The sequence below is a fragment of the Chryseobacterium sp. genome, from assembly GCF_029240215.1.
In the GTDB taxonomy this organism is placed as follows: Bacteria; Bacteroidota; Bacteroidia; order Flavobacteriales; family Weeksellaceae; genus Chryseobacterium.
On sequence record NZ_JARBTK010000002.1, the window covers coordinates 210,980 to 231,389 of the forward strand.

General features: G+C 34.5%; 20 protein-coding genes and 3 tRNA genes. 6 read left to right on the forward strand and 17 right to left on the reverse strand.

The window, feature by feature from the left end:
* Nucleotides 1-6: 6 nt before the first annotated feature.
* Both yihA and K0R77_RS04920 read left to right on the forward strand, forming a co-directional pair.
* The gene (gene yihA, locus K0R77_RS04915) at nt 7-630 is read left to right on the forward strand and encodes a ribosome biogenesis GTP-binding protein YihA/YsxC (protein ID WP_300349271.1); all 624 of its coding nucleotides are present in this window, start codon (nt 7-9) and stop codon (nt 628-630) included.
* Nucleotides 623-1,072: a GNAT family N-acetyltransferase gene (locus K0R77_RS04920; protein ID WP_300349273.1), complete on the forward strand. Its 450-nt coding sequence runs from the start codon at nt 623-625 to the stop codon at nt 1,070-1,072. Before yihA ends, K0R77_RS04920 begins: the two co-directional genes overlap by 8 nt.
* Before the next feature lie 107 nt (nt 1,073-1,179).
* Here the strand turns inward: K0R77_RS04920 and K0R77_RS04925 are convergent, their stop codons facing one another.
* From K0R77_RS04925 to K0R77_RS04965, 9 genes are all read right to left on the reverse strand, one after another.
* Complete coding sequence (locus K0R77_RS04925) at nt 1,180-2,187, reverse strand: hypothetical protein (RefSeq protein WP_300349276.1); 1,008 nt, start codon at nt 2,185-2,187, stop codon at nt 1,180-1,182.
* 66 nt (nt 2,188-2,253) lie between these two features.
* Nucleotides 2,254-3,099 carry a caspase family protein gene (locus K0R77_RS04930; protein ID WP_300349279.1) on the reverse strand — a complete coding sequence of 282 codons (846 nt, stop codon included), beginning with the start codon at nt 3,097-3,099 and terminating at the stop codon, nt 2,254-2,256.
* Between the two features lie 391 nt (nt 3,100-3,490).
* A complete protein-coding gene (locus K0R77_RS04935; protein WP_300349281.1) occupies nt 3,491-4,135 on the reverse strand; it encodes a response regulator transcription factor in 645 nt (214 codons plus the stop codon).
* Nucleotides 4,132-4,902, reverse strand: a complete 771-nt coding sequence (locus tag K0R77_RS04940; RefSeq protein WP_300349283.1) for a histidine kinase — start codon at nt 4,900-4,902, stop codon at nt 4,132-4,134. The genes K0R77_RS04935 and K0R77_RS04940 overlap by 4 nt, the downstream gene beginning before the upstream one ends.
* A 9-nt stretch (nt 4,903-4,911) precedes the next feature.
* Nucleotides 4,912-5,559: a hypothetical protein gene (locus K0R77_RS04945; protein ID WP_300349286.1), complete on the reverse strand. Its 648-nt coding sequence runs from the start codon at nt 5,557-5,559 to the stop codon at nt 4,912-4,914.
* A gap of 12 nt (nt 5,560-5,571) precedes the next feature.
* The gene (locus tag K0R77_RS04950) at nt 5,572-6,138 is read right to left on the reverse strand and encodes a hypothetical protein (protein WP_300349289.1); all 567 of its coding nucleotides are present in this window, start codon (nt 6,136-6,138) and stop codon (nt 5,572-5,574) included.
* Nucleotides 6,139-6,404: 266 nt separating this feature from the next.
* Nucleotides 6,405-6,488 (reverse strand) — tRNA-Leu (locus K0R77_RS04955).
* 6 nt (nt 6,489-6,494) lie between these two features.
* A tRNA-Gly gene (locus tag K0R77_RS04960) sits at nt 6,495-6,570 on the reverse strand.
* Between the two features lie 9 nt (nt 6,571-6,579).
* A tRNA-Leu gene (locus K0R77_RS04965) sits at nt 6,580-6,661 on the reverse strand.
* A 174-nt stretch (nt 6,662-6,835) separates the two neighbouring features.
* Here K0R77_RS04965 and K0R77_RS04970 point away from each other — a divergent pair.
* Genes K0R77_RS04970 through K0R77_RS04980 form a run of 3 tightly spaced genes read left to right on the forward strand, consistent with a single transcriptional unit; the run spans nt 6,836 to nt 8,800 of the window.
* A complete protein-coding gene (locus K0R77_RS04970; protein WP_300349292.1) occupies nt 6,836-7,219 on the forward strand; it encodes a DUF3127 domain-containing protein in 384 nt (127 codons plus the stop codon).
* 56 nt (nt 7,220-7,275) lie between these two features.
* Entirely contained in the window at nt 7,276-7,929 is a 654-nt protein-coding gene (gene aat / locus K0R77_RS04975) for a leucyl/phenylalanyl-tRNA--protein transferase (RefSeq protein ID WP_300349295.1), read from the forward strand.
* Nucleotides 7,916-8,800 (forward strand): DMT family transporter, encoded by an 885-nt coding sequence (locus K0R77_RS04980; protein ID WP_300349298.1) that lies wholly within the window; start codon nt 7,916-7,918, stop codon nt 8,798-8,800. The genes aat and K0R77_RS04980 overlap by 14 nt, the downstream gene beginning before the upstream one ends.
* A gap of 162 nt (nt 8,801-8,962) precedes the next feature.
* On the opposite strand, the gene K0R77_RS04985 is transcribed toward K0R77_RS04980, so the two are convergent.
* From K0R77_RS04985 to K0R77_RS05015, 7 genes are all read right to left on the reverse strand, one after another.
* Complete coding sequence (locus tag K0R77_RS04985; RefSeq protein ID WP_300349300.1) at nt 8,963-10,342, reverse strand: tetratricopeptide repeat protein; 1,380 nt, start codon at nt 10,340-10,342, stop codon at nt 8,963-8,965.
* Nucleotides 10,343-10,692: 350 nt separating this feature from the next.
* Nucleotides 10,693-10,917 (reverse strand): DUF2683 family protein, encoded by a 225-nt coding sequence (locus K0R77_RS04990; protein ID WP_300349303.1) that lies wholly within the window; start codon nt 10,915-10,917, stop codon nt 10,693-10,695.
* 39 nt (nt 10,918-10,956) lie between these two features.
* Nucleotides 10,957-12,339, reverse strand: a complete 1,383-nt coding sequence (glmM, locus tag K0R77_RS04995; protein WP_300349306.1) for a phosphoglucosamine mutase — start codon at nt 12,337-12,339, stop codon at nt 10,957-10,959.
* Between the two features lie 6 nt (nt 12,340-12,345).
* Nucleotides 12,346-13,185 carry a DNA damage-inducible protein D gene (dinD, locus tag K0R77_RS05000; protein WP_300349310.1) on the reverse strand — a complete coding sequence of 280 codons (840 nt, stop codon included), beginning with the start codon at nt 13,183-13,185 and terminating at the stop codon, nt 12,346-12,348.
* Between the two features lie 277 nt (nt 13,186-13,462).
* Nucleotides 13,463-15,496: a ferrous iron transport protein B gene (gene feoB, locus K0R77_RS05005; RefSeq protein ID WP_300349313.1), complete on the reverse strand. Its 2,034-nt coding sequence runs from the start codon at nt 15,494-15,496 to the stop codon at nt 13,463-13,465.
* Nucleotides 15,496-15,750: a FeoA family protein gene (locus K0R77_RS05010; RefSeq protein WP_300349316.1), complete on the reverse strand. Its 255-nt coding sequence runs from the start codon at nt 15,748-15,750 to the stop codon at nt 15,496-15,498. Before K0R77_RS05010 ends, feoB begins: the two co-directional genes overlap by 1 nt.
* Before the next feature lie 155 nt (nt 15,751-15,905).
* The gene (locus K0R77_RS05015) at nt 15,906-16,835 is read right to left on the reverse strand and encodes a GLPGLI family protein (protein WP_300349318.1); all 930 of its coding nucleotides are present in this window, start codon (nt 16,833-16,835) and stop codon (nt 15,906-15,908) included.
* Nucleotides 16,836-16,959: 124 nt separating this feature from the next.
* Here K0R77_RS05015 and K0R77_RS05020 point away from each other — a divergent pair, with 124 nt between their 5' ends.
* Nucleotides 16,960-17,457, forward strand: coding sequence for a DinB family protein (locus K0R77_RS05020; protein WP_300349320.1), 498 nt, complete (start codon nt 16,960-16,962; stop codon nt 17,455-17,457).
* Between the two features lie 41 nt (nt 17,458-17,498).
* Here the strand turns inward: K0R77_RS05020 and K0R77_RS05025 are convergent, their stop codons facing one another.
* Nucleotides 17,499-20,261, reverse strand: a complete 2,763-nt coding sequence (locus K0R77_RS05025) for a TonB-dependent receptor (RefSeq protein ID WP_300349323.1) — start codon at nt 20,259-20,261, stop codon at nt 17,499-17,501.
* Nucleotides 20,262-20,410: the final 149 nt, after the last annotated feature.

Consider the following 20,410-nt stretch of genomic DNA (forward strand, 5'->3'; position numbering starts at 1 on the left):
GAAAAAATGGTTATAAAAACAGCAGAGTTTGTAAAAAGTAGCGGAAAATGGCAGGAATGTCCTGAAGGAACTATGCCTGAATACGCTTTCATCGGACGCTCAAATGTAGGAAAATCATCGTTGATTAATGCAATGCTAAACAGGAAAGATTTAGCAAAAACGTCAGGAACTCCGGGGAAAACTCAGTTGATTAATCATTTTATTATTAATGAAAGCTGGTATCTTACTGATTTACCGGGATACGGATATGCGAAAGTTTCAAAAGTTATGAGAAGAGACTTTGAGAAACTGATCAACAACTATATATTAAACAGAAACAATCTTGTGAATCTTTTCGTTTTGATAGATTCTCGTCATACTCCACAGAAAATTGATTTGGAATTTATTCAATGGTGTGGAGAAAGTGGTGTTCCGTTTTCAATAGTTTTTACGAAAGCTGATAAGCTCAAACCGAATATTGCCATAAAAAATGTGGAAGATTACAAAGTTGAACTTCACAAAACCTGGGAAGATCTCCCCGAAATTTATGTAACATCAGCCGAAAAGAAAACGGGAACTGATGAGATTTTAAGTTTTATTCAAAAAACAAATGAGTTTTTGGCAAATAACAGTGTGACTTTTAATGAATAATATTATCTGGAAAATAAAAAGTTTTGAAGAAATTACCACTTCAGAACTCTATGAGATTATCAAAGCGCGAGTTGATGTTTTTGTGGTAGAACAGGATTGTCCATATCATGATTTGGATGGATATGACCAACAAGCCATGCATATTTGGGCTGAACAAGAAAATAGTGTTTTAGCGTACTGCAGAATATTTAATAAAGGCATAAAATATCCTGAAACTTCCATCGGAAGAGTTTTAACAACAGAAAAGGCAAGAGGAAAAAGTTTAGGCAAACAATTAATACAATATGCAGTTGAAACTATAGAAAATCGTTTTCATACAAATGAAATCAGAATTTCCGCACAAGATTATCTGTTAAGATTTTATTCAGGATTTGGTTTTGAAGATACCGGAAAAAAATATCTGGAAGACAATATTCCGCACACAGAAATGTTTAGGAAATAATTGAATATAAATACTGAACAGCACTTTTTTGAAGGTGCTGTTTTATTTTAAATTAAAAGAGCCTGATCTCAAAGACCAGACTCTCCATTTATAAAACAAAATAATGTTTAAGGATATTCATTTCTTGCTCTCGTAACAAGCCCTACTAAATCTGAACCGCCACTTGCAAAATTAATGCTTGGATTATGAGCACTTTGGGTAGCAACTGCGTAAGGTACTCCGTTCCAATACGCCCAGAAAGGACCACCGCTTTGTCCAGGCCAAATATCCGCATGATGATTGATGCTCTGATTATCATCCGGACTCCAAAAATCACCGTCTAAAGCAATTCCCGTTTGATAAGTTGGCCTTTGAGTTCCTGTCAAATCTGCGGGATAGCCAGCATGAGTAAACGAAGCTTGTCCGTCCCAAGAATCTGAGTAAGATTTTGAACCTAACCAGCCTGTACTATTTCCGATTGGTCGGTCTAAAACTACAACTACATAATCAAACTGCACTTCAGTACCGTCAATCGTAGGACCTGCAACTTTATGCTTGTAATAGGTTTGAATTCCCCATGCTGCTCCATAAGGAGCGCTCCCGTTGTAATACATTGGAGTGAATTTTAACCAGCCAGTCTGGTTATTGGGTTTCCAATCTATAATGTGAGAGCAAGTCAAAAGATGTCTCGGACCAATCATCACACCGCTTGCAATTCCCAAAGGACTTTCTACTCTTCCTACGCAACGCCAGGGATACGCTGTTGAATTGAATACTTTTCTCTGATCTATTCCGAATATGGTTTTTGCACCTTCAGCCGTAAGGAAAGTTTCTCTTTCAATAAATTTAGGTTTTCGGTCTTTCTTTGGCTCTAACTTTGGCTGATATTCGAAATCTGCGTGTGTAGGATAGAAATGATCGGTTTCCATAATTTCGTCGTCAACAGATTTTTCTTTCATTGTAATTGCGACAGATTTCATTCCTTTCGGATAAACTCTTCCATCGATGTTTTCCATTTCAGGCTCTTTGTCGATTGATTTTAAATTTGCTGATTTTTCAGCTGACTTTGCTTTGATTGTTTTAAGTTTTAAAACTTCTTCAGCTGTCATTGGGTTGTTGTTTTCAATATTAGACATGATTATTTGGTGTTTTAATCAGTTTTTTCCTACTCTTTGGATGGCTTTTCGGATTCCGCCAATGATTTATGAAAATATTTTTTGTGAAAATTCTGCTGTAATGCTTTCTGTCTGGTTGATCTGTGCAGCGCCCATTGCCGCTAAAGCCATAGCAATCTGTTTGTCGAGTGTTTTTCTGACAATATTTCCGTTAGTAGCACGAAGTATTTTACAGAAATGATAGGTAAAATAACCCCGGATTTGTCCGCTCATGTTTCCTTCCATTGAAACCTGATTATCTTTGGATGCAGCCCATAAAGTATGATTTAAACCCGCAACAGGAACCAAAGCTTTGGTTGTAAAGGATTCTTTTTTCGAACTTTTAGATAACGGAATTTCACTTGCATAAGTCATATAAAACTCATCTTCAAGCATGGGCGGAATAAAACGTGCTGCTTCGTAGGAAAAATCCATATCCAAACCTAAATCCATTTTTCTTGTTCCTGTTCCAGAATGACAACAATCGAAAATAACTTCAAGATTTACTCCTGCTTTCAGTTTGCTTAAAACCGCTTTAAAGTCATCGTCACGAATTACTCCTGCGCTCGCATAATCGTGCGGACAAATCGCTTCATCCAAACCATCGATTTCTAAATCTGCGCCGATGTTGGCAACACGTGTTCCATGTCCGGAATAATAGAATACAAGCGAATCACCTTTCACACTATTGTTGACCAGTGATTTTAAATATTTTAAAATATTGGCTCTTGTAGCATTCTGATTGGTTAAAATTCTGATTTGCGTAGGAGCAAAGCCACAAATCACTAAAGTATTTGCCATATCACGCGCATCGTTGATGCATCCGTTAAGATCCGGACCACCTGAACCGATCGGTGCGTAATCGTTGATTCCTACAATTAATGCTTTTTTCATGGTATTAGTTTTTTAAATTCCCTACTCTGTTTTAGGCTTTTGGGGTTCCGCCGTTATCTTTAATTTTATATGACAAAATTCTGATTTTCAGGAACATAAAAACAGAGGAGAATCCCTGAATCGTTACAGGAAAAGCACCTTTCTTTGATTGAATTTTAAATTGGAAAATGATTTAGAAAGAAAAAATCCTCACCGGAAATTGGTAAGGATTGATGTAATATTGATGAAGATAGCGTTTCTTCTGAATTTTAGCCTATGGACCAGGGTAATTATTCTAGAAAAAAAGTATCATTCCTACGGAAGTCACTGGTATAGTTTATTTATTACTCCTACAAACATTTTGCTCCTATTTATTAAGTTGATCATTGTTTTATTATCATGAATTATTATCTCAACATAAACTATGCTTTAAAGCAAATAGAACAAGACCGACTCTATTCTTTATTTCTAACTTAACAAAAACAGAATCTCGGTAACCATCAATCGTTTTTGGGCTCAGACACATTTTATCGGCAATTTCTTTGTAGGTCAGTTCGCTGCAAGCCAATTTGATGAATTCTTTTTCCCTTTCTTTTAAATCGGAAAGTAATGAAGCGTTTTTAGCATCTTCAGTCTGTACTTTCAGGAGTTTTTGAGCTACAAAATCTGTATAAAAACTTCCTTTTTCAAAAACGGTATCGATTGCCTGAAAGAGTATCGAAGGGTGCATATCTTTCAGCAAATACCCTTTTGCTCCGGCTTTCAGCATTTTAATTAATACTTTTTCATCATCTTCCATAGTGAGGGCAATCACTTTGATGTCGGGATGATGTCCGGTAAGCCATTCTGTGGTTTCGATCCCATTTTTGTATGGCATATTGATATCCATCAAAACAACGGCGGGAAGTTCAGAAGCATTTCCTAATCCTTCGATAAAATCCTCTCCATTGGGCTGATTCATCACTACTCGGTATTTTGGATTTTCTGTGATCATGTTTTCTAATGCTTTCGACATTAAAGTATGATCATCAACAATAGCTATCGGAATTGTTTTCATGATACGTTTTTATGATATATAATTGAAGTTTTCGTCCCTTCTTCCAATTTTGACTCGATAGAAAATTCTGCGTGAATTAGTTTTGCTCTCAATTCCATATTTTTCAATCCGGAACCGTCTCTCATAATATTGGTATTAAAACCCTTCCCATTATCTGAAATGGTAATTTTTAATATTTCGTGATCATCCTCGAGCTGGATAGATACATTTTTAGCTCTTGAATGTTTTAAAATATTATTGATACTTTCCTGAATGATTCGGAATAAAATCAACCCGTGTTTTGGAGTGATATCAATGTCGTTCTTCTGTGTTACAAATTCAATTTGCAGTAATCGTAATTTTTTTATTCTCTGAATTTCTCTTTCGATAGATTCTACCAACCCAAAATGAATGATCTGTTCGGTAATCAGGGTTTTAGATAAATTTCTGATATCCTGAATGCATTCACCCAATAATTCATTCAATTCATTCAGCTCTTCTTTTTCTGAATTATCGAGCCTGGTAAGCAGCTGATTTTGTCTTAAACGAACCACGGAAAGCTTTTGACCTAAATCATCATGCAGTTCCTGACCGATGTAATTAAGCGTTTGTTCTTTCATTTCTACCTGTGAAGTGGCTAGTTCCTTTTCAAAATGCATATCTTTTTCCTTCTGCTCGATTAACAGCGTCGTTTTTTTCCGAATGAAAATCACATAAACGAAAATCATCGTTAACACGATTATCAACAGAGTAACTGTAAAAATTATGACAAATCTATCTTCTTCCATGCTTTACAGTCAGGTATATTTTACTTCATCGGGTTTGTTCCAAAATATTCCTAAAACAATTAATCCGTTGTTGATCAGATTTAATAAAAATATTACGATAGCAAAAATATCTGTTGAAACTTTTACCCTGAAGAAAAAAAGCGGAATTATTCCTATGTAAAAGATAAGCGAACCCACCGAAATCCAAAAAGGCAGATAATTTTTTATCTCAAATATTTTATCTGAATTGAACGTCTGATACAAAAATAAAATGATCGAAAATATTAACAAAAGAATATTGATATAAAAAATATTAAAGGACAAGCCTTCAAAAAAACTGTGTTCTATAATAGACATTCCGAAAATATTAACAAAAAACATGATCAAAATTATCCGTTGTATTTTTCTAAGTATAGGAATGCACATCAATTTGTAATAGTAAATCAGGTACATTAAAAACACGATTGCAATACAAACACTATAATATTTTTCGGTGAGCAAATTGGTCATCTTGGTAAAAAAATAGAAAAAGAAATCGTTTAATGATAATAAGATATATCCTGCGAAGAAAAACAGATTCACTTTTTCTATTTTTTTATACTTCGCAGCAATCAATATCATCATGATGACCAAAATGATCATGGATATCTGTTTTCCCAATTCTACATTCCAAGCCATTACTTATCAATTTTAATTCAAAGTATTTGCAGATACATGATTTGGCGGTGGAGACAGATTTGTCATATTCATTGGCTGAATAGACTCTATTTTTTCATTTTCATCTGATGTTGTTCCACGACTTTTCATATTGGCATCAGAAGATCTCTCTTTTTTTGCGGTAGGCATTAAGAAGATGGTTTGGTAACCCGCATATTCAGGTTTCGCCATTTTATTTACAGGATGATTTGCAGGATATTTTCCCATATAGATTTTGATTCCCACGTTTTTAAGATTTTGCTTTTTAGCATTTTCTTTCACATATTTGATATATCCCTCCATCTCTTCAATAGTGAATGAGTACCATCTTGAATCGGGCTGTCCGTTTCTGGATGCTGTGAGAATTCTATTATTTGTTTTTGTATATTCATCAAAAAGAACCTGCGCTTCCCGATGCGTGATCAGCTTCTTTTTATAACTGTTATCAACAGGAGTTTCAGGCGGTGGCGGTGTACAACGGATAAAGCTGATGACAAATACACTTAAAACAAGTACACGAAAAAACACATTTGCATTCTTAAATAAAAAAGGAGTTTTCATCTATAAAATTTTATAAGGTTATGTAACAAAAGTAGTTAACTCTTTATAGATACAAAAGAGGAAAAACACTGTTTTTGAATTTTATAAGAAAAAAATTATGTAAAAATTTAGAAAAAATAGAGTTCCTAAACTCTTTAACAAGGAGATTATTGAATCTGTAGACCGGACAATTTAAAGAATTAGATGAAATGAGTGTAAATTTTCATATATAAACTGATAGGTAAAACAAAAAAGACTGCTAATCAATGATTAACAGTCTTTTTAAGTACCCCAGACGGGACTTGAACCCGTACATCCTTGCGGATACAGGATTTTAAGTCCTGCGTGTCTACCAATTCCACCACCAGGGCATGGTGTGGAGCGAAAAACGGGACTCGAACCCGCGACCCCAACCTTGGCAAGGTTGTGCTCTACCAGCTGAGCTATTTTCGCATAATTTTGTGCGGATGAAGGGACTCGAACCCCCACGCCTCACGGCACCAGATCCTAAGTCTGGCGTGGCTACCAATTACACCACATCCGCATTATTATTGAGTTATTTTAAAGAACTTCTTTCGTTTTTGTGAGTGCAAATATAGGGCAATAATTTGTATTTGCAAGAGTTTTCACAAAAAAAATTATTTTTTTTCAAAATTTCTTTGGGAGACGTTTTTATTACATTTCAATTTACTACTTTTACAAAGTTAATATTTACGATATGGAATTACAAGGAACGGTAAAGAAAATCACTGATGTTCAAACATTTGCGAGTGGTTTCCAAAAAAGAGAAATGGTTATTCTTACACAAGAGCAATATCCACAGCCAATCAACATCGAATTTTTACAGGATAAAATAAACTTATTAGATGCTTTGAAAGAAGGAGAAAATGTAAAGGTAGGAATCAACATCAGAGGTAGAGAATGGGTTTCACCACAAGGAGAAACGAAATATTTCAACTCTATTACAGGATGGAGAGTAGAAAAAGTGATGGATGGCGGTACAGGCTCAGAGCCAACTCAGGCATCTTCTCAACAATCTGCAGCGCCGGTTTCTAATGAAAATCCTTTTGCCGGAGATGATGACGACGATTTACCTTTTTAATTAAAGCATACAATCAAACATAATCCCGCTTTTTAAGTGGGATTTTTTTCACCCTTATGATCCGACTGGACCCAAACGAAATTTCATTTCCCAATCCGCTGCATTACGACGGGCACGAAGGCATGATCGCTTTTGGCGGAGACTTATCTGTGGAAAGAATTTGGTTTGCTTATCAAAACGGTATTTTCCCTTGGTTTAATCCCGATGAAGAAATTTTATGGTGGTGTCCTGATCCGCGATTCGTTCTTTTTCCTGACGAATTGAAAGTTTCAAAATCGATGAAAAAAATTTTAAAGAACAATGTTTTCACATTCACCGAAAATAAGAGCTTTAAAGAAGTCATTAAAAACTGTCAGGAAATCAACAGAAAAGGACAAGACGGAACCTGGCTTTCAGATGAGCTGATGGAGTCTTTCATTACACTTCACGAGTTTGGCTTTGCAAAAAGTATCGAAGTCTGGCAAAACGAAGAGTTGGTTGGCGGATTTTACGGTTTACAGATAGGAAAGGTCTTCTGCGGAGAAAGTATGTTTGCGAAAGTGAGTAACGCCTCAAAAGCAGGATTTATTCATTTTGTGGAAACCCATAAAAACGAACTCGAATTAATCGACTGTCAATCTCACACCGAACATCTTGAAAGTTTAGGCGCAAGAATGATTCCCAAAAAAGAATTTTTAAAAACTTTACACAAAAATAATGAACGCAGATAAAGAAAAATGGATTCTTCTGATCGTCCTCAGTATTATCTGGGGGTCGTCATTTATTTTAATCAAAAAATCATTAGACCATTTTACTCCTTATCAGGTCGGAGCATTGAGGGTTTTGATTGCAGGAATTATTCTGATGCCCATCGCAATATCAAAATACAGACTTTTCCCGAAGAAACATTTGAAATGGCTTATTTTAGCGGCGTTTACAGGAAATTTCATTCCGATGTTCTTATTTCCTATTGCTGAAACCGAAATCAGCAGCAGTATTGCGGGAATTATCAATTCAATGATGCCCATTTTTGTGATTATTGTAGGAACATTATTTTGGAAATTTGAAACTACCAAAAGACAAATGACCGGAATTTTTATAAGTTTTACCGGAGTTTGTCTTCTCGCCTTCGGTGGCGGAGATGATTCCAAATTTAAAATATTTCCTATTCTTCTTTTGCTTTTGGCAACATTATGTTATGCAATCAGTACAACGACTGTAAAATCTAAGCTAATGGAGGTTTCTTCAACTATTTTGTCGGCATTTGTGTTTTCTTTCATTCTATTTTTACCTTCCCTCATCGCATTAATATCAACAGGTTTTGTTTCAACATTTACTTTTTCAAAAGAAAATATGATCGGTTTAATGTTTGTGAGCTTACTTTCCGTTTTCGGAACCGGATTGGCAATGATGATGAATTACCGATTGCTGAAAGTTTCCAGTCCTCTTTTTGCATCGACCGTTACTTTGTTGATGCCGATCGTTGCGATCATCTGGGGAATTTTAGATGGTGAAAAACTGACGATTTTACAATTTGTGGGAGCTAGTATCATTATTGCAGGTCTGATCTTTTTAAGAGCTAAAACTATTGTTCAAAAATAAATCCCGCATTGCTGCAGGATTATTTTATTTAAATTGATTTTGATTGTCTATTTTAATTCTTACAATTAATTTAGATTAAAACGGATATTCAAAAAATTTTAGAACTATTAAGGTTTTCCGATTTTAAGAAAGGATTTAAAACTTCCATCTCAAGCTTCTAACCTAATTTTTTTTCTTCACTTTAGCTTTCACTTTTTTCACCTCGTCTTTGATGTACGGATATTTTTTCTGCATATCTGTAATCAGCGAAGGATCTAACTCTAAGGCTTTTAGTAGTGTTTCAGTACCTTTGCTATTATTTTTTAAGTTGAAATAGCAATTGCTCAGCTGATAATACAATTCTGCACGGTTGTGATGTTCCAAAGCGGAGATCAAAACAGCTACAGCCTCTTCATATTCACCTACCAACATTAAAACTTCAGTATAAGCATACCAATTATAAAATCTTGAAGGTTCTGCATCTACCAATTTTTTAAGGCAAGAAAGACTTTCTTCAAACTTACCTGAATCGATAAACAAGAACGCCAGTCTTTTCTGATATTCAAGGTTTCCGTCATTCAGCAAAGTGGCTTCCCTTGCGAAATGCAGAGCTTCCGACATTCCGCCCATTTCTTCATAAAGATAAGACTGCTCCATCATTGCCAGATAAAACTGAGGATCTTCTCTCAATGATTTCTGAAAATAATTTAAAGCTACCGTCGGCTGTTTTAAAGCCTTATAACACAATCCTATTTTATAAAATGTAAAAGCCTTTGTATATTCCAGCTCAAGCATTTCTTCATAAACCTCAACTGCTTTTTTGTATTGATTTAAAGCTTCATAACAAGCTGCTTTACTTGCATATACTCCAACAGCGCTGGAATTAATTGCCAACATATAGTCGAAACCTTTAATGGCTTCTTCATAGTTTTTTCTGTTGAAATAATACTGTCCATACTCGCTCCAGGCTACTTCCGAATAAGCAAAATTATCAAGATAATCATTCAGAAAAGCAATAGCTTCATCACTCTTATTCAGTTCGTTGAAACAGATCATTGCGTTCTCCAGAGAATATTCATCCGTAGGATCTTCTTTCAATGCCTGCTGATAATGTTTAAGAGCGTTAAAAGGATCTCCCAAATTCACATATTCGTCTGCAATAAAATTATTCAGGAAGTTTTCTTCTTCATTTAATTCTAAGGCTTTTTTGCAGATTTCAATAGATTTTCTAGGGTTTCCTAAATTCGAATAATATTTTGCGTAGCAAACCAAAAAGTCTGTATTCTCCATAGAAGAACCTTTTAACTCATCGATTAATTCCTTCGCCATATTATAATCTTCCCATTCTAAGAGCACTTCAAGTTTTTTAATCTTGATATCCAAAGAATTGGGATGAAGTTTGAGACCGTAATTGACTGCCATATCAGCATAATTAAAATCTCCCAACTCCAGATAATAAACAATAATATCATCTAATTCTTCTGTATCGAAATAGAATTCATCATTATTTTCCATCATTTCCTCGAACTTTTTTACAAGTTCATTTCCAAAATATTCTTCCAATATAGTATCTCAGCGTTATTTTCAAAGTTCAAAATTATTTTATAAACTTCGAAAAAACTTTTTTTAATTAAAATTTCCTATTGTTAGGATTTTGTCGATTTGAAAAAAATGAAATAATTTCAATCTTTTCATTTTCTATTTTATAGTACAAAGTATTAAACTTTGTTATCACCACTTTACGAATATCTAATTTTTCAGTTCTTGAAAAAAACAGCGGATTTTCTGAAATTATACCTAAATTTCTTTTCAATCTCACCCGACAACCTTCTCAATTCCTTATTTGTAAAATTCTGCTCCAGATATTCAATTGTTTCTTCTAACTCTTTTAATGATTGATCAGACAAACGATTTCATAACCACTTTTCATAAAGCTTTTTCACTTCAGAATGAGCAACTACTCTACCTTCTTCAATATCCTCTAGTCCCAATTCTATTGATTTTTTTTCAGCATCTGAAAGTTTATCATACCAATCTTCATCTGGACTTTCTTCTACAAAATCAATTTCAACCGCCTTTAAAATCGCTTTTATTTTGGCGAGCTCTTTTTTGTTTTTAGGGTTAATGGTAATTGTCATCGTACTATTTTTCTATATTAAATGTACAAAAATTCTGAATTAAATCAAACTTTTTATCTTTGCGATCATATCATCACCCAATTTGTCGGCTTCTTCTTGTGAGAAAGCCTCTGTATAAATTCTGATAATGGGTTCGGTATTCGATTTTCTAAGATGCACCCAATTGTTTTCAAAATCTATTTTTACTCCGTCAACGGTAGAAACCTCTTCATTTTGATATTCTTTTTCCATTTTAGTTAAAAGATCATCAACATTTATTTCAGGAGTCAGTTCGATTTTCTTTTTCCCCATGAAATAACTTGGGTAGCCGGCTCTCAATTCAGAAACCGTTTTGTTTTCTTTTGCTAAATGCGTCAAAAACAAAGCAACACCAACCAAAGAATCTCTTCCGTAATGAAGTTCAGGATAGATAATTCCACCGTTTCCTTCACCACCAATCACGGCATTTTTTTCTTTCATTAAATTCACCACATTCACTTCTCCCACTGCGCTTGCAAAGTATTCTGAATTGTGAGTTTTGGCAACATCTCTCAAGGCGCGGCTTGAAGAAAGATTTGAAATGGCAACTCCGTTTTTGTTTTTCAACAGGTAATCAGCAACAGCAACCAACGTATATTCTTCCCCGAACATCTCACCATTTTCATCTACCAAAGCCAATCTGTCAACATCCGGATCTACTACAATACCAAAGTCTGCTTTTTCTTTGATCACCAATTCACAAATGTCTCCCAAATGTTCTTTCAAAGGTTCAGGATTGTGCGGAAATTGTCCGTTTGGTTCGCAGTATAATTTTACCGTTTCACAACCCAATTTATCTAAAAGCATCGGAATTGCGATTCCGCCTGTAGAATTTACGGCATCTAAAACAATTTTATATTTTTTAGCTTTAATGGCTTCAACATCCACCATCGGCAAATCAAGAATCTGCTGAATATGAATATCAAAAGCATCATCTCTTATTTCGTATTTTCCTAAATCATCAACCTCAGCATAATTGAAATCTTCATTTTCAGCGAGTGCTAAAACCTCCGCACCGTTTTCTCCATTGATGAATTCTCCTTTTTCGTTTAATAACTTCAGTGCATTCCATTGTTTCGGATTGTGAGAAGCCGTTAAAATAATTCCTCCATCCGCATTTAATTCAGGAACCATTATTTCTACAGTTGGCGTTGTAGAAAGCCCAAGATCAACTACATTGATTCCCAATCCCTGCAAAGTTGCAGTTACTAAAGAATTGACCATTGAACCTGAAATTCTTGCATCGCGACCAATAATCAAGGTTAAATCTTTTTTATTTTTATTGTTCTGAAGCCAGGTTCCGAAAGCTGATGCAAATTTTACAACATCAAGCGGTGTCAAGTTATCATTTACTTTTCCACCAATCGTTCCTCTGATTCCGGAGATACTTTTTATTAATGACATACTATTTTAATCTAATTTTTCTGGATTTTTATTTATTTTCTTTTGTTCGGAAACTACTCTTCTTTCTAGTTTTTTAATATCTTCTTCTGCAGGTAAGTTTTCAGGTTTTATCCCTCTTTCTAAAAGAATTTTTCTTACTGATTTATTATTTGTAACATGTTCTGCCGAAATCTTACTTTCAGTTGAAAGGTTATTTTCTTTTGCATTAAAAATAGTGATTTCTGTTGCAAAATCTTTTGCCTTAATGGTAATTGTTGGTAGATAATCAGCTAATGCTCTTCCTTTTGGAATTCCTAATTTATCTTTCATCTGCTGGGTTGATTTTCCAAAAAGAGCAAAATCACCTTTACTTCTAATCAATCCGAAATCTTTTTCATTACCCGTTCTTTGAAATATTAAACTTGATAAATCATTTTCAGAAATACTTAATTTTTGCCTTGCTTGTAGTCTTTCCCAATCAATAATTCTTTTTTGAATTTCCTCAAACTTTCTTGTTTGTACAGCAAAGTAATTTTGAGCAAATGCTATTTTTTCTTTTCTTGGATCACCATTTTGAGCAATAAGATAACAAGCAAATCTTGTAAGCATAATATCATCAATTTCTCTTTTTGATCCAGATCCTAAGTCGACCATTTTGTTGACGTCAACGAAATGGTCTGAAATATTATTATCACTTGTTTCACAAGAAATTCTCGCTTTTACAATTACACCATTAAAATTTCTCCAATCTACATAACCTAAAAGTTGTTGAATGTCTCTGGCGAACCAATATTCAATTCCATTTTCAGTTTTTTGCGAATGATCTTCAAAAGAGTTTGTTAGTGATTGTATTAATTCTTCTTTCATCGAAATGTTTTTGCAAAAATACGAATAAAACAAAGATTGATTGATGAAATATGCTTAACGTTAGTAAGTTGTTATTTCTGTAAGGAACCATTTTCTTTGTTAAAATTTTCAGTTTGGAAAATATTAAGAACATCCGCAATCCTTATCGCAACCCGATCTTTTAGAATCAAATTTCTTTGGTACAAAATTTTTCCTGATCAGTCTAAATAAAGAATAACAGGCAAAAAGAACTACAAGAGCGATAATAATGTATTGAAAAATTAAGGAAGAATCCATTTTATTTTAAGATTTGATAAGCTATTAATGACACAAAATATGCCAAACCTGTCATCATCACAACCTGAAAGCCAGTCCATTTCCAGCTTTTGGTTTCTCTGTAAACTACTGCAATGGTAGAAACACACTGCATTGCAAACGCATAAAACAATAAAACCGAAATACCGGTTGCAAAACTGAAGACTTTTTCGCCATTTGGTTTTACATCCATTCGCATTTTATCGATTACTTTTCCTTCCGGAGCGTCATCATCTAAACTGTATAAAGTAGACATCGTACCAACGAAAACTTCTCTTGCCACAAAACTTGTTAAAATTCCGACTCCCATTTTCCAGTCGTATCCAAGAGGAGCAATTGCAGGCTCTATTGCTTTTCCCATTTTAGCCAAATACGAATGATCAAGATGTACATCTGTCGCAACAACCTGATCCGGATTTTGTTTCGGTCCGAAATAACTCAGACACCAAATGATGATACTTACAATGAATATAATTTTCCCGGCTCCTGTAATAAAATCCCAAACTTTCCCTAAAACCATTTTCAGATCATATCCGAAAAGAGGCTTTTTGTAGGTTGGCAAATCCATGACCAAGTATGTTTTACCTTTATTTTTAATAAAACCTTTCAAGATCGCTGCTGAAAGAAGCGCCACGAAAAATCCCAACAAATACATTCCTAAAAGTACTAAAGCTCTGTATTGAATTCCGAAAATCGTTTTATCTGAAATAATTAATCCAATAATAATGCTATAAACCGGAAGTCTTGCCGAGCAAGTCATAAATGGTGTCACCAAAATCGTGAGCAATCTTTCTCTGAAATTTTCAATATTTCTTGTCGAAATCACTGCAGGAATCGCACAAGCCGTTCCTGAAACTAACGGAACGATACTTTTCCCGTTTAATCCAAACGGTCGCAAAAATCTGTCCATCAGGAAAATCACTCTTGCCATATACCCTGAATCTTCCAAGAGATAAAGGAAGTATAATAAAATCCCGATTTGCGGTGCGAAAATAATGATACCTCCTAATCCGGGAACAATTCCGTCGGAAATTAGCGAATTGATCGGACCCTCAGGCAAATGTTCTTTGCTAAACGCCGAAAGCCCTGCAAAAAACTCATCGATCCAGTTCATCGGATATTCTGCAAGGAAGAAAACGCTGTTAAAAATGATCAGCAAAATTCCAATAAAAACAATATATCCTAAAATTGGATGAACAAGAACCTTATCTAATTTTTCGGTTAATAATTCTTTAAACTGAGGTTTTTTTGAGATAACATTTGATAAAATTTTATCAATATTTTGGTATCGCCTAACAACTTCCTGCACCTGCAATCTTTTCGGAACCAAACTTTTAGATTCAGGATCGTTAATTAATTCAGTTGCAGAATCTAATTTATTTAAATCTGCACCGATTGAAAGGCTCATCCAAGCTTTATAGTTGTTGTCAAACTTTTTGTGGGCTGAAACTTTATCTAAAAAATCTTTGTGTTCGGCAGGAATTTCAAATGATGGCTTTTCTGTTTTAGCAAAATCATTATTTAAAATGGCTTTCTGAATGGCTTCAATTCCTAATTGTTCCTTCGCATTGGTCTGAATAATTTTGATATTCAAAGCTTCGGAAAACTTTTCTATATCGATATTGATTCCTCTTCTCTCAGCCTGATCCATTTGATTAACAACCAAAATCATCGGAACGCCCAAATCCTGAATCTGCTGAAATAGAAGCAGTCCTCTTTTTAAACTTAAAGCCTCTAAAATATAAACAACTCCGGCAAAATTTTTCTGACTTTCCAAAAGAAATTTAGAAAAAATAGCTTCATCTTCCGAACTTGGATAAATGCTGTAAGACCCGGGAAGATCTATAACTTCTACTTCTTCATTTTTGTATGTATAAGATCCGGAATGACTTGCAACGGTAACACCTGCATAGTTTCCTGTCTTTTGCTTTTTGTTGCATAGAGCGTTAAAAAGTGTTGATTTTCCTACGTTTGGGTTGCCTACTAAAAGTATCTGTTTTTTGTTTTGTTGCTGCATCAATTCCAATCTTCTACGATGATAAACTCTCCTTCTTCTTTACGAAGTGCAATCCTGCTTTTTTCTTCGCCAAATTCCACGTAAAGAGGACCACTGAAAGGAGCCTGATACAGTATTCTGAAGACAGTTTCCGGCAAAAGCCCCATTTCTATGATTTTATTGGGCATTCTCAACTGATTATTATCATAGCCCAAAATTTTCCCAAGTTTGTTCTTCGGAAAGCTGCTTAATGTTTGTAAATAGTTATCTTTCAATACCTATATTTTTGTACGTGCAAATATACGCTATTTAAATTTAATCTAAATAAGAGCGATTTTAAATATTCACAGAAACTACTATGGAAAACAATAAACCCAAACACACTTCTGCATTTGGGTTTATTTCAATATAGCTGAGTTAAATATGAATGTTATTTTTTATCGTTTTCTTTTCCTACTTTTTCAACTTCACCAACAATTACTTTTCCGTAAGCCGGCTCTATTGAATTATCTGTAGCATTAAAGAAATCTTTGTACTGTTTTTCCTGTTTTTTCATCATATCACCGATAGTTCCATCCATTCCGGGGATTGATTTTGACATCATTTCCTGTGTCATCATAGGTCTGATCGTAGCAAATGGATCTTTTTTGAACTCACCGAATTTTTTCTCGAATTTATCTCTTGGTAATTCATTTACTTTCCCTCCTTTTGCCTGCATCAGATTTTCAATATAAGAAAATTCTGTATAGTCTTTTACTTTTTTATTACCCTGAAGCACCCAAGAATAATTTTTAGCATCATCTTCAATTTTTACAATTAAGCCTGGAAGACCTGAAAACTTGTACGGTCCGTCCTGAAAAGGAATGTCTGAGCTGAACCAAGCAGTCCATTTTCTTCCACCAAATTCCGTAGTTGCCTTTTGGGTATTATATTCGCCAATTTTTTGTTTATCGTTTAAGATTTTCCAGTTGAATTTTGCATCCTCGCTGTATCCAATGTTTGCTGGAGTAAATCCGCTTGCTATTTTCTCTACAAACTGAATTTTCATGCTTGGATACGTTTTGTAAACTCTTGCAGAAATTTTCGGTTGCTTAATAGACTTCGAAAGATCCTTCATGATACCCGCTTTCTGCATGGCTTCAATTTCTACTTTCATGATAGAATCCTGTGCAATCACAGTGTAATCCTGATAAACAGATCTGTTTTTATCTGTAATATCCAAAATTGTAATTACTTTTTCTATTTTAGCAGAATCCTGTTTAGGTTTAAAAGTCAATTCATAAAAGAATCTGTTTGCCGTTTCCTGTGCATTAGCAATTGCAAAAGCTGCAATCAATACTATTGAAAATAAATTTTTCATTTTAATAACGTTTAAATAATTAGTTAGCAGTTGTGCAATTTTGTTACAGTTTTTTATTAAAAATTTTCTTCACTTGTATTTCTCTAAAATTTCTAAATTTAAGTCACCTAAATACAAATATTTTATGGACACTTTAAAACAACTCAGAGACGAACTGGAAGCCGAATATCAAACAACCAAGAAGTTTTTTGAAATTTATCCTGAAGACAAAAATGATTATGCTCCACATCCAAAAAGCATGAAAATAGCCCATTTGGTCACTCATATTGCAGAAATTTTTGGCTGGGCTAGCTTTATGCTCAACAGCTCAGAACTTGATTTTGCAAAAAGTAGCTTGAGACCCAAACTGCTTACCACAAAAGAAGATTTGCTCAAAGTATTTGAAGATAATTACAAAGCCAGCAAAGAAGCTTTGGAAAAAGCAACTGAAGAAGAGCTTAATCCAACATGGTCTTTGAAAAACGATGGGCAGGTGCTGTCTTCCTGGACAAAATATGGCGCAATTCGTCACAGTTTGAGCCAAATTACCCATCATCGTGCTCAATTGGGCGTTTATTACAGGCTGAATGATATTCAGCTTCCAGGAAGTTACGGTCCGACTGCAGACTTAGAAAGTTTTTAGTTATAAATAAAAAACCAACCTCATTGAGATTGGTTTTGTTTCTATTTAAAGTTGAATTTTACTGTGAACATGACTTGGCTAGGTCTCAGCTGTATTCTTGTGTACTGTACTGCATTCTGAGATGCTATGATATTATACGTTTCAAACACTCTTCTGTTAGCAATATTCATCCATTTCAATTCAAAATCAATTTTTTTCTTTGACCAGGTATATTGATATGAAAGATCAAAAAATGCATTATCAAACTTTCTTTCGCCATCACTAGAATTTACCTGATCCCAATTAAATCCTAATGTGTGATTTTCTAATGGATATAGGAATGCAGCTAAATTATGATTGAAACCTTTATTTGTGGCTAACCTTCCGCCATTTGGAAGCCCTACGTTTTCCTGCTTGTTGCGAGACATACTTACATTATAGTCGATACTCATCCAGCTGAAATACGTATTATTAAATTTTAAACCATAAGACTGACTGTTATTTTGACTTTCATATTGGGTATTATCTAAGAAAGCATCTGAAACAGTGTCTGAATTTCTGTAATTTACAGATAAATTGGTTTTAAATTTTGGAAAGTATTTTCCAATTTCTCCACTAAAGCTGTTACTTTGTGATGAATTCTCTTGATTTCTATATTGTATCAAAGTAAATCCTGTCGTTCTATCTAAAATGGGAGATGACAACAAGTTTCTGCTGGTATCACTTATTCTATAATTTACATTAAAAAACAAGTTGTTTAGCGGATTTCTATATTCAATTCTAGAACCAACACTTTTGGTATTAATTTCTGGGATGGGATTATTCGCATCCATCACATTAAATCCAGCGGGGCTTGATAACATATAACCTGCATAAGCCGTTTGAATGTCTCCAAAATTATTACTGATATTTCCATTTAAACTGGCTTTCCAAAAAGAGGCAAAGCTGTATTGTACGAAAGCGTTTGGTGTAAATGTAGTTTTATTAAGAGATTTTGAAACACCTCTCAAATCATCTTCAGCTTTGATGCTGTTAAAATTGACGGGTACGTTTGCAAAAATACTCCACGAATCGCTTTTGTAATTAATACCTACAGATGCCGATGGTACAAGTTCAGTAAATTTCAAATTATTCTCATAAACTGAACTGCTGAAATCTGGCTGAACATCATTAGGTATAAGAGGATTAGGAATTGCCAAACCTTCAAAATTTGTAGATAACTTATCCGTAGAAAAATCTATTCCTACTTGCGGAGTAAATGTCCATCCTTTCGTTGTAAAGCTGATGTTAGCAGAGTGTGAGGTATCTAAAGTTTTAATTCTGAAATCCTGTACTGCTCTGGTTCCCGGTGCAAAATTTATGATTCCGAATTCGTCTGGGTCACTTGCATTAGCTTTTGGAAGCAAATAAGGAAACTGTAAATAATTCGCAGGAGAAATAGTTAAAGTCTGACTATCATCTTGATAATTGACATAAGATTTTAAGTTAACCATTTTTTCTTTCCAAGGTATAATTGTACTTAAGGAGTTCTGAAAAGAAGATGTTGGAGATTGCAATGACTGATCACCTACTCGACCTACTCTTATTGCCAATGCCCGATCAGCATTCCAGAATTGTGAGAAAGTAGTTACATTTTTGAAAAAACCTTTTTTAGCATTTTTCGTAAAAATTAATTCTCCTTTTAATTTGTCTGTAAAATAGTTATTTCTGGTAGTTGTTGTTATTGTAGATCCTGCTTGAGCATCTGTTCCCGCATAAACAGTTTCTACATTATCTTCTCTCTCTACAGAATTATTGGTATAGTTGGCATTTGCTTTAAGCTCCCACTCTTTTTTCTTATCAATATTAGTAAGATAATTTGCTGATAAATAATGAACATTATTAAATAAATATCTTCTCACGGGCAAATTTGGCGTTTGTGAATTTTCTACGCTCAACCAATTATTCTGTGAAGCATTTCCTCTTCTGCCTTCCCAACTGCTTCCGAAACCGATGATATTCCCTTCGTTTTCTACCTCCTCACCAACATTATTGGTTTTATAATTGACTACCCATTGACTTTTCTGCCCAAAAAACATGGGTGTCAGTTTCACATTCCAAAGCCATGGATCTCCGAAACCGGTTCCTACTTCGCCACGACCTGTCATTGTCACAGCGTTTTTAAGCTTGATATTGATTGCTGCTGCATCAGAAGGTATTTTTCCCTGAAGCATTTTTACGGGCTGGTGATTTTCAAGAACCTCAACTTTCTGCACAGCATCTTTTGGAAGCGAATTGTTGATCGTTCCGTAACCGCCTTCCATTAAATCTTTTCCATTGACGTAGAATTTGTTGATTGCATTTCCCTGATAAAGAATAGAGCCGTCTGCATTGACTTCAATTCCCGGGATTTTCTTCATTACGTCAGCCAAAGTACGGTCATTTTTGCTGTCGAAAGCTTTCAGATCGTAGGCAATGGTGTCACCTCTTGCGGTGATCATTTTGGTTTTCAGCTGTACTTCTTTTATTTCTGTAGCCTCAGACTGCATTTTGAATGTTAAAGTCTGATCACTGTTGCTGATTTGTTTTGTAAGAGGTTTTTGGTTAAAAGCTTTTACTTTCAGATCTACATTTGATTCTGCAGAAGTGAAAGTTACCTTATATTCCCCTTTAGAATTGGTGATTCCGTATGCAAGAATGGCATCTTTTCCTGGTTCTTCAACCGTTACACTTGCGCTTGGGATCGCAACACCGTCTTCATCTGTAATTTTACCCGAAATTGTTTTCTGAGAAAAAGCAACTACAGAAAAAAACACCATGAGAAATAAGGAGATTTTTCTTTTCATATGTATTGATTTATTTTTTTAAAAGGTCATATGGAATCGCAAGACCTGAATTCATGATGGCATTTTGCCAAACATGGCGATTTCATAATTTATTATTTGAATAATTAGTTATTAATTCATGTTTTTTGTTACATATTAGAGAGATATAA

Excerpts from the sequence above, each read along its gene's own strand:
- yihA (WP_300349271.1), top strand. The coding sequence starts at position 7 with ATGGTTATAAAAACAGCAGAGTTTGTAAAAAGTAGCGGAAAATGGCAG.
- K0R77_RS04920 (WP_300349273.1), top strand. The coding sequence starts at position 623 with ATGAATAATATTATCTGGAAAATAAAAAGTTTTGAAGAAATTACCACT.
- K0R77_RS04925 (WP_300349276.1), bottom strand. The coding sequence starts at position 2,187 with ATGTCTAATATTGAAAACAACAACCCAATGACAGCTGAAGAAGTTTTA.
- K0R77_RS04930 (WP_300349279.1), bottom strand. The coding sequence starts at position 3,099 with ATGAAAAAAGCATTAATTGTAGGAATCAACGATTACGCACCGATCGGT.
- K0R77_RS04935 (WP_300349281.1), bottom strand. The coding sequence starts at position 4,135 with ATGAAAACAATTCCGATAGCTATTGTTGATGATCATACTTTAATGTCG.
- K0R77_RS04940 (WP_300349283.1), bottom strand. The coding sequence starts at position 4,902 with ATGGAAGAAGATAGATTTGTCATAATTTTTACAGTTACTCTGTTGATA.
- K0R77_RS04945 (WP_300349286.1), bottom strand. The coding sequence starts at position 5,559 with ATGGCTTGGAATGTAGAATTGGGAAAACAGATATCCATGATCATTTTG.
- K0R77_RS04950 (WP_300349289.1), bottom strand. The coding sequence starts at position 6,138 with ATGAAAACTCCTTTTTTATTTAAGAATGCAAATGTGTTTTTTCGTGTA.
- K0R77_RS04970 (WP_300349292.1), top strand. The coding sequence starts at position 6,836 with ATGGAATTACAAGGAACGGTAAAGAAAATCACTGATGTTCAAACATTT.
- aat (WP_300349295.1), top strand. The coding sequence starts at position 7,276 with ATGATCCGACTGGACCCAAACGAAATTTCATTTCCCAATCCGCTGCAT.
- K0R77_RS04980 (WP_300349298.1), top strand. The coding sequence starts at position 7,916 with ATGAACGCAGATAAAGAAAAATGGATTCTTCTGATCGTCCTCAGTATT.
- K0R77_RS04990 (WP_300349303.1), bottom strand. The coding sequence starts at position 10,917 with ATGACAATTACCATTAACCCTAAAAACAAAAAAGAGCTCGCCAAAATA.
- glmM (WP_300349306.1), bottom strand. The coding sequence starts at position 12,339 with ATGTCATTAATAAAAAGTATCTCCGGAATCAGAGGAACGATTGGTGGA.
- dinD (WP_300349310.1), bottom strand. The coding sequence starts at position 13,185 with ATGAAAGAAGAATTAATACAATCACTAACAAACTCTTTTGAAGATCAT.
- feoB (WP_300349313.1), bottom strand. The coding sequence starts at position 15,496 with ATGCAGCAACAAAACAAAAAACAGATACTTTTAGTAGGCAACCCAAAC.
- K0R77_RS05015 (WP_300349318.1), bottom strand. The coding sequence starts at position 16,835 with ATGAAAAATTTATTTTCAATAGTATTGATTGCAGCTTTTGCAATTGCT.
- K0R77_RS05020 (WP_300349320.1), top strand. The coding sequence starts at position 16,960 with ATGGACACTTTAAAACAACTCAGAGACGAACTGGAAGCCGAATATCAA.
- K0R77_RS05025 (WP_300349323.1), bottom strand. The coding sequence starts at position 20,261 with ATGAAAAGAAAAATCTCCTTATTTCTCATGGTGTTTTTTTCTGTAGTT.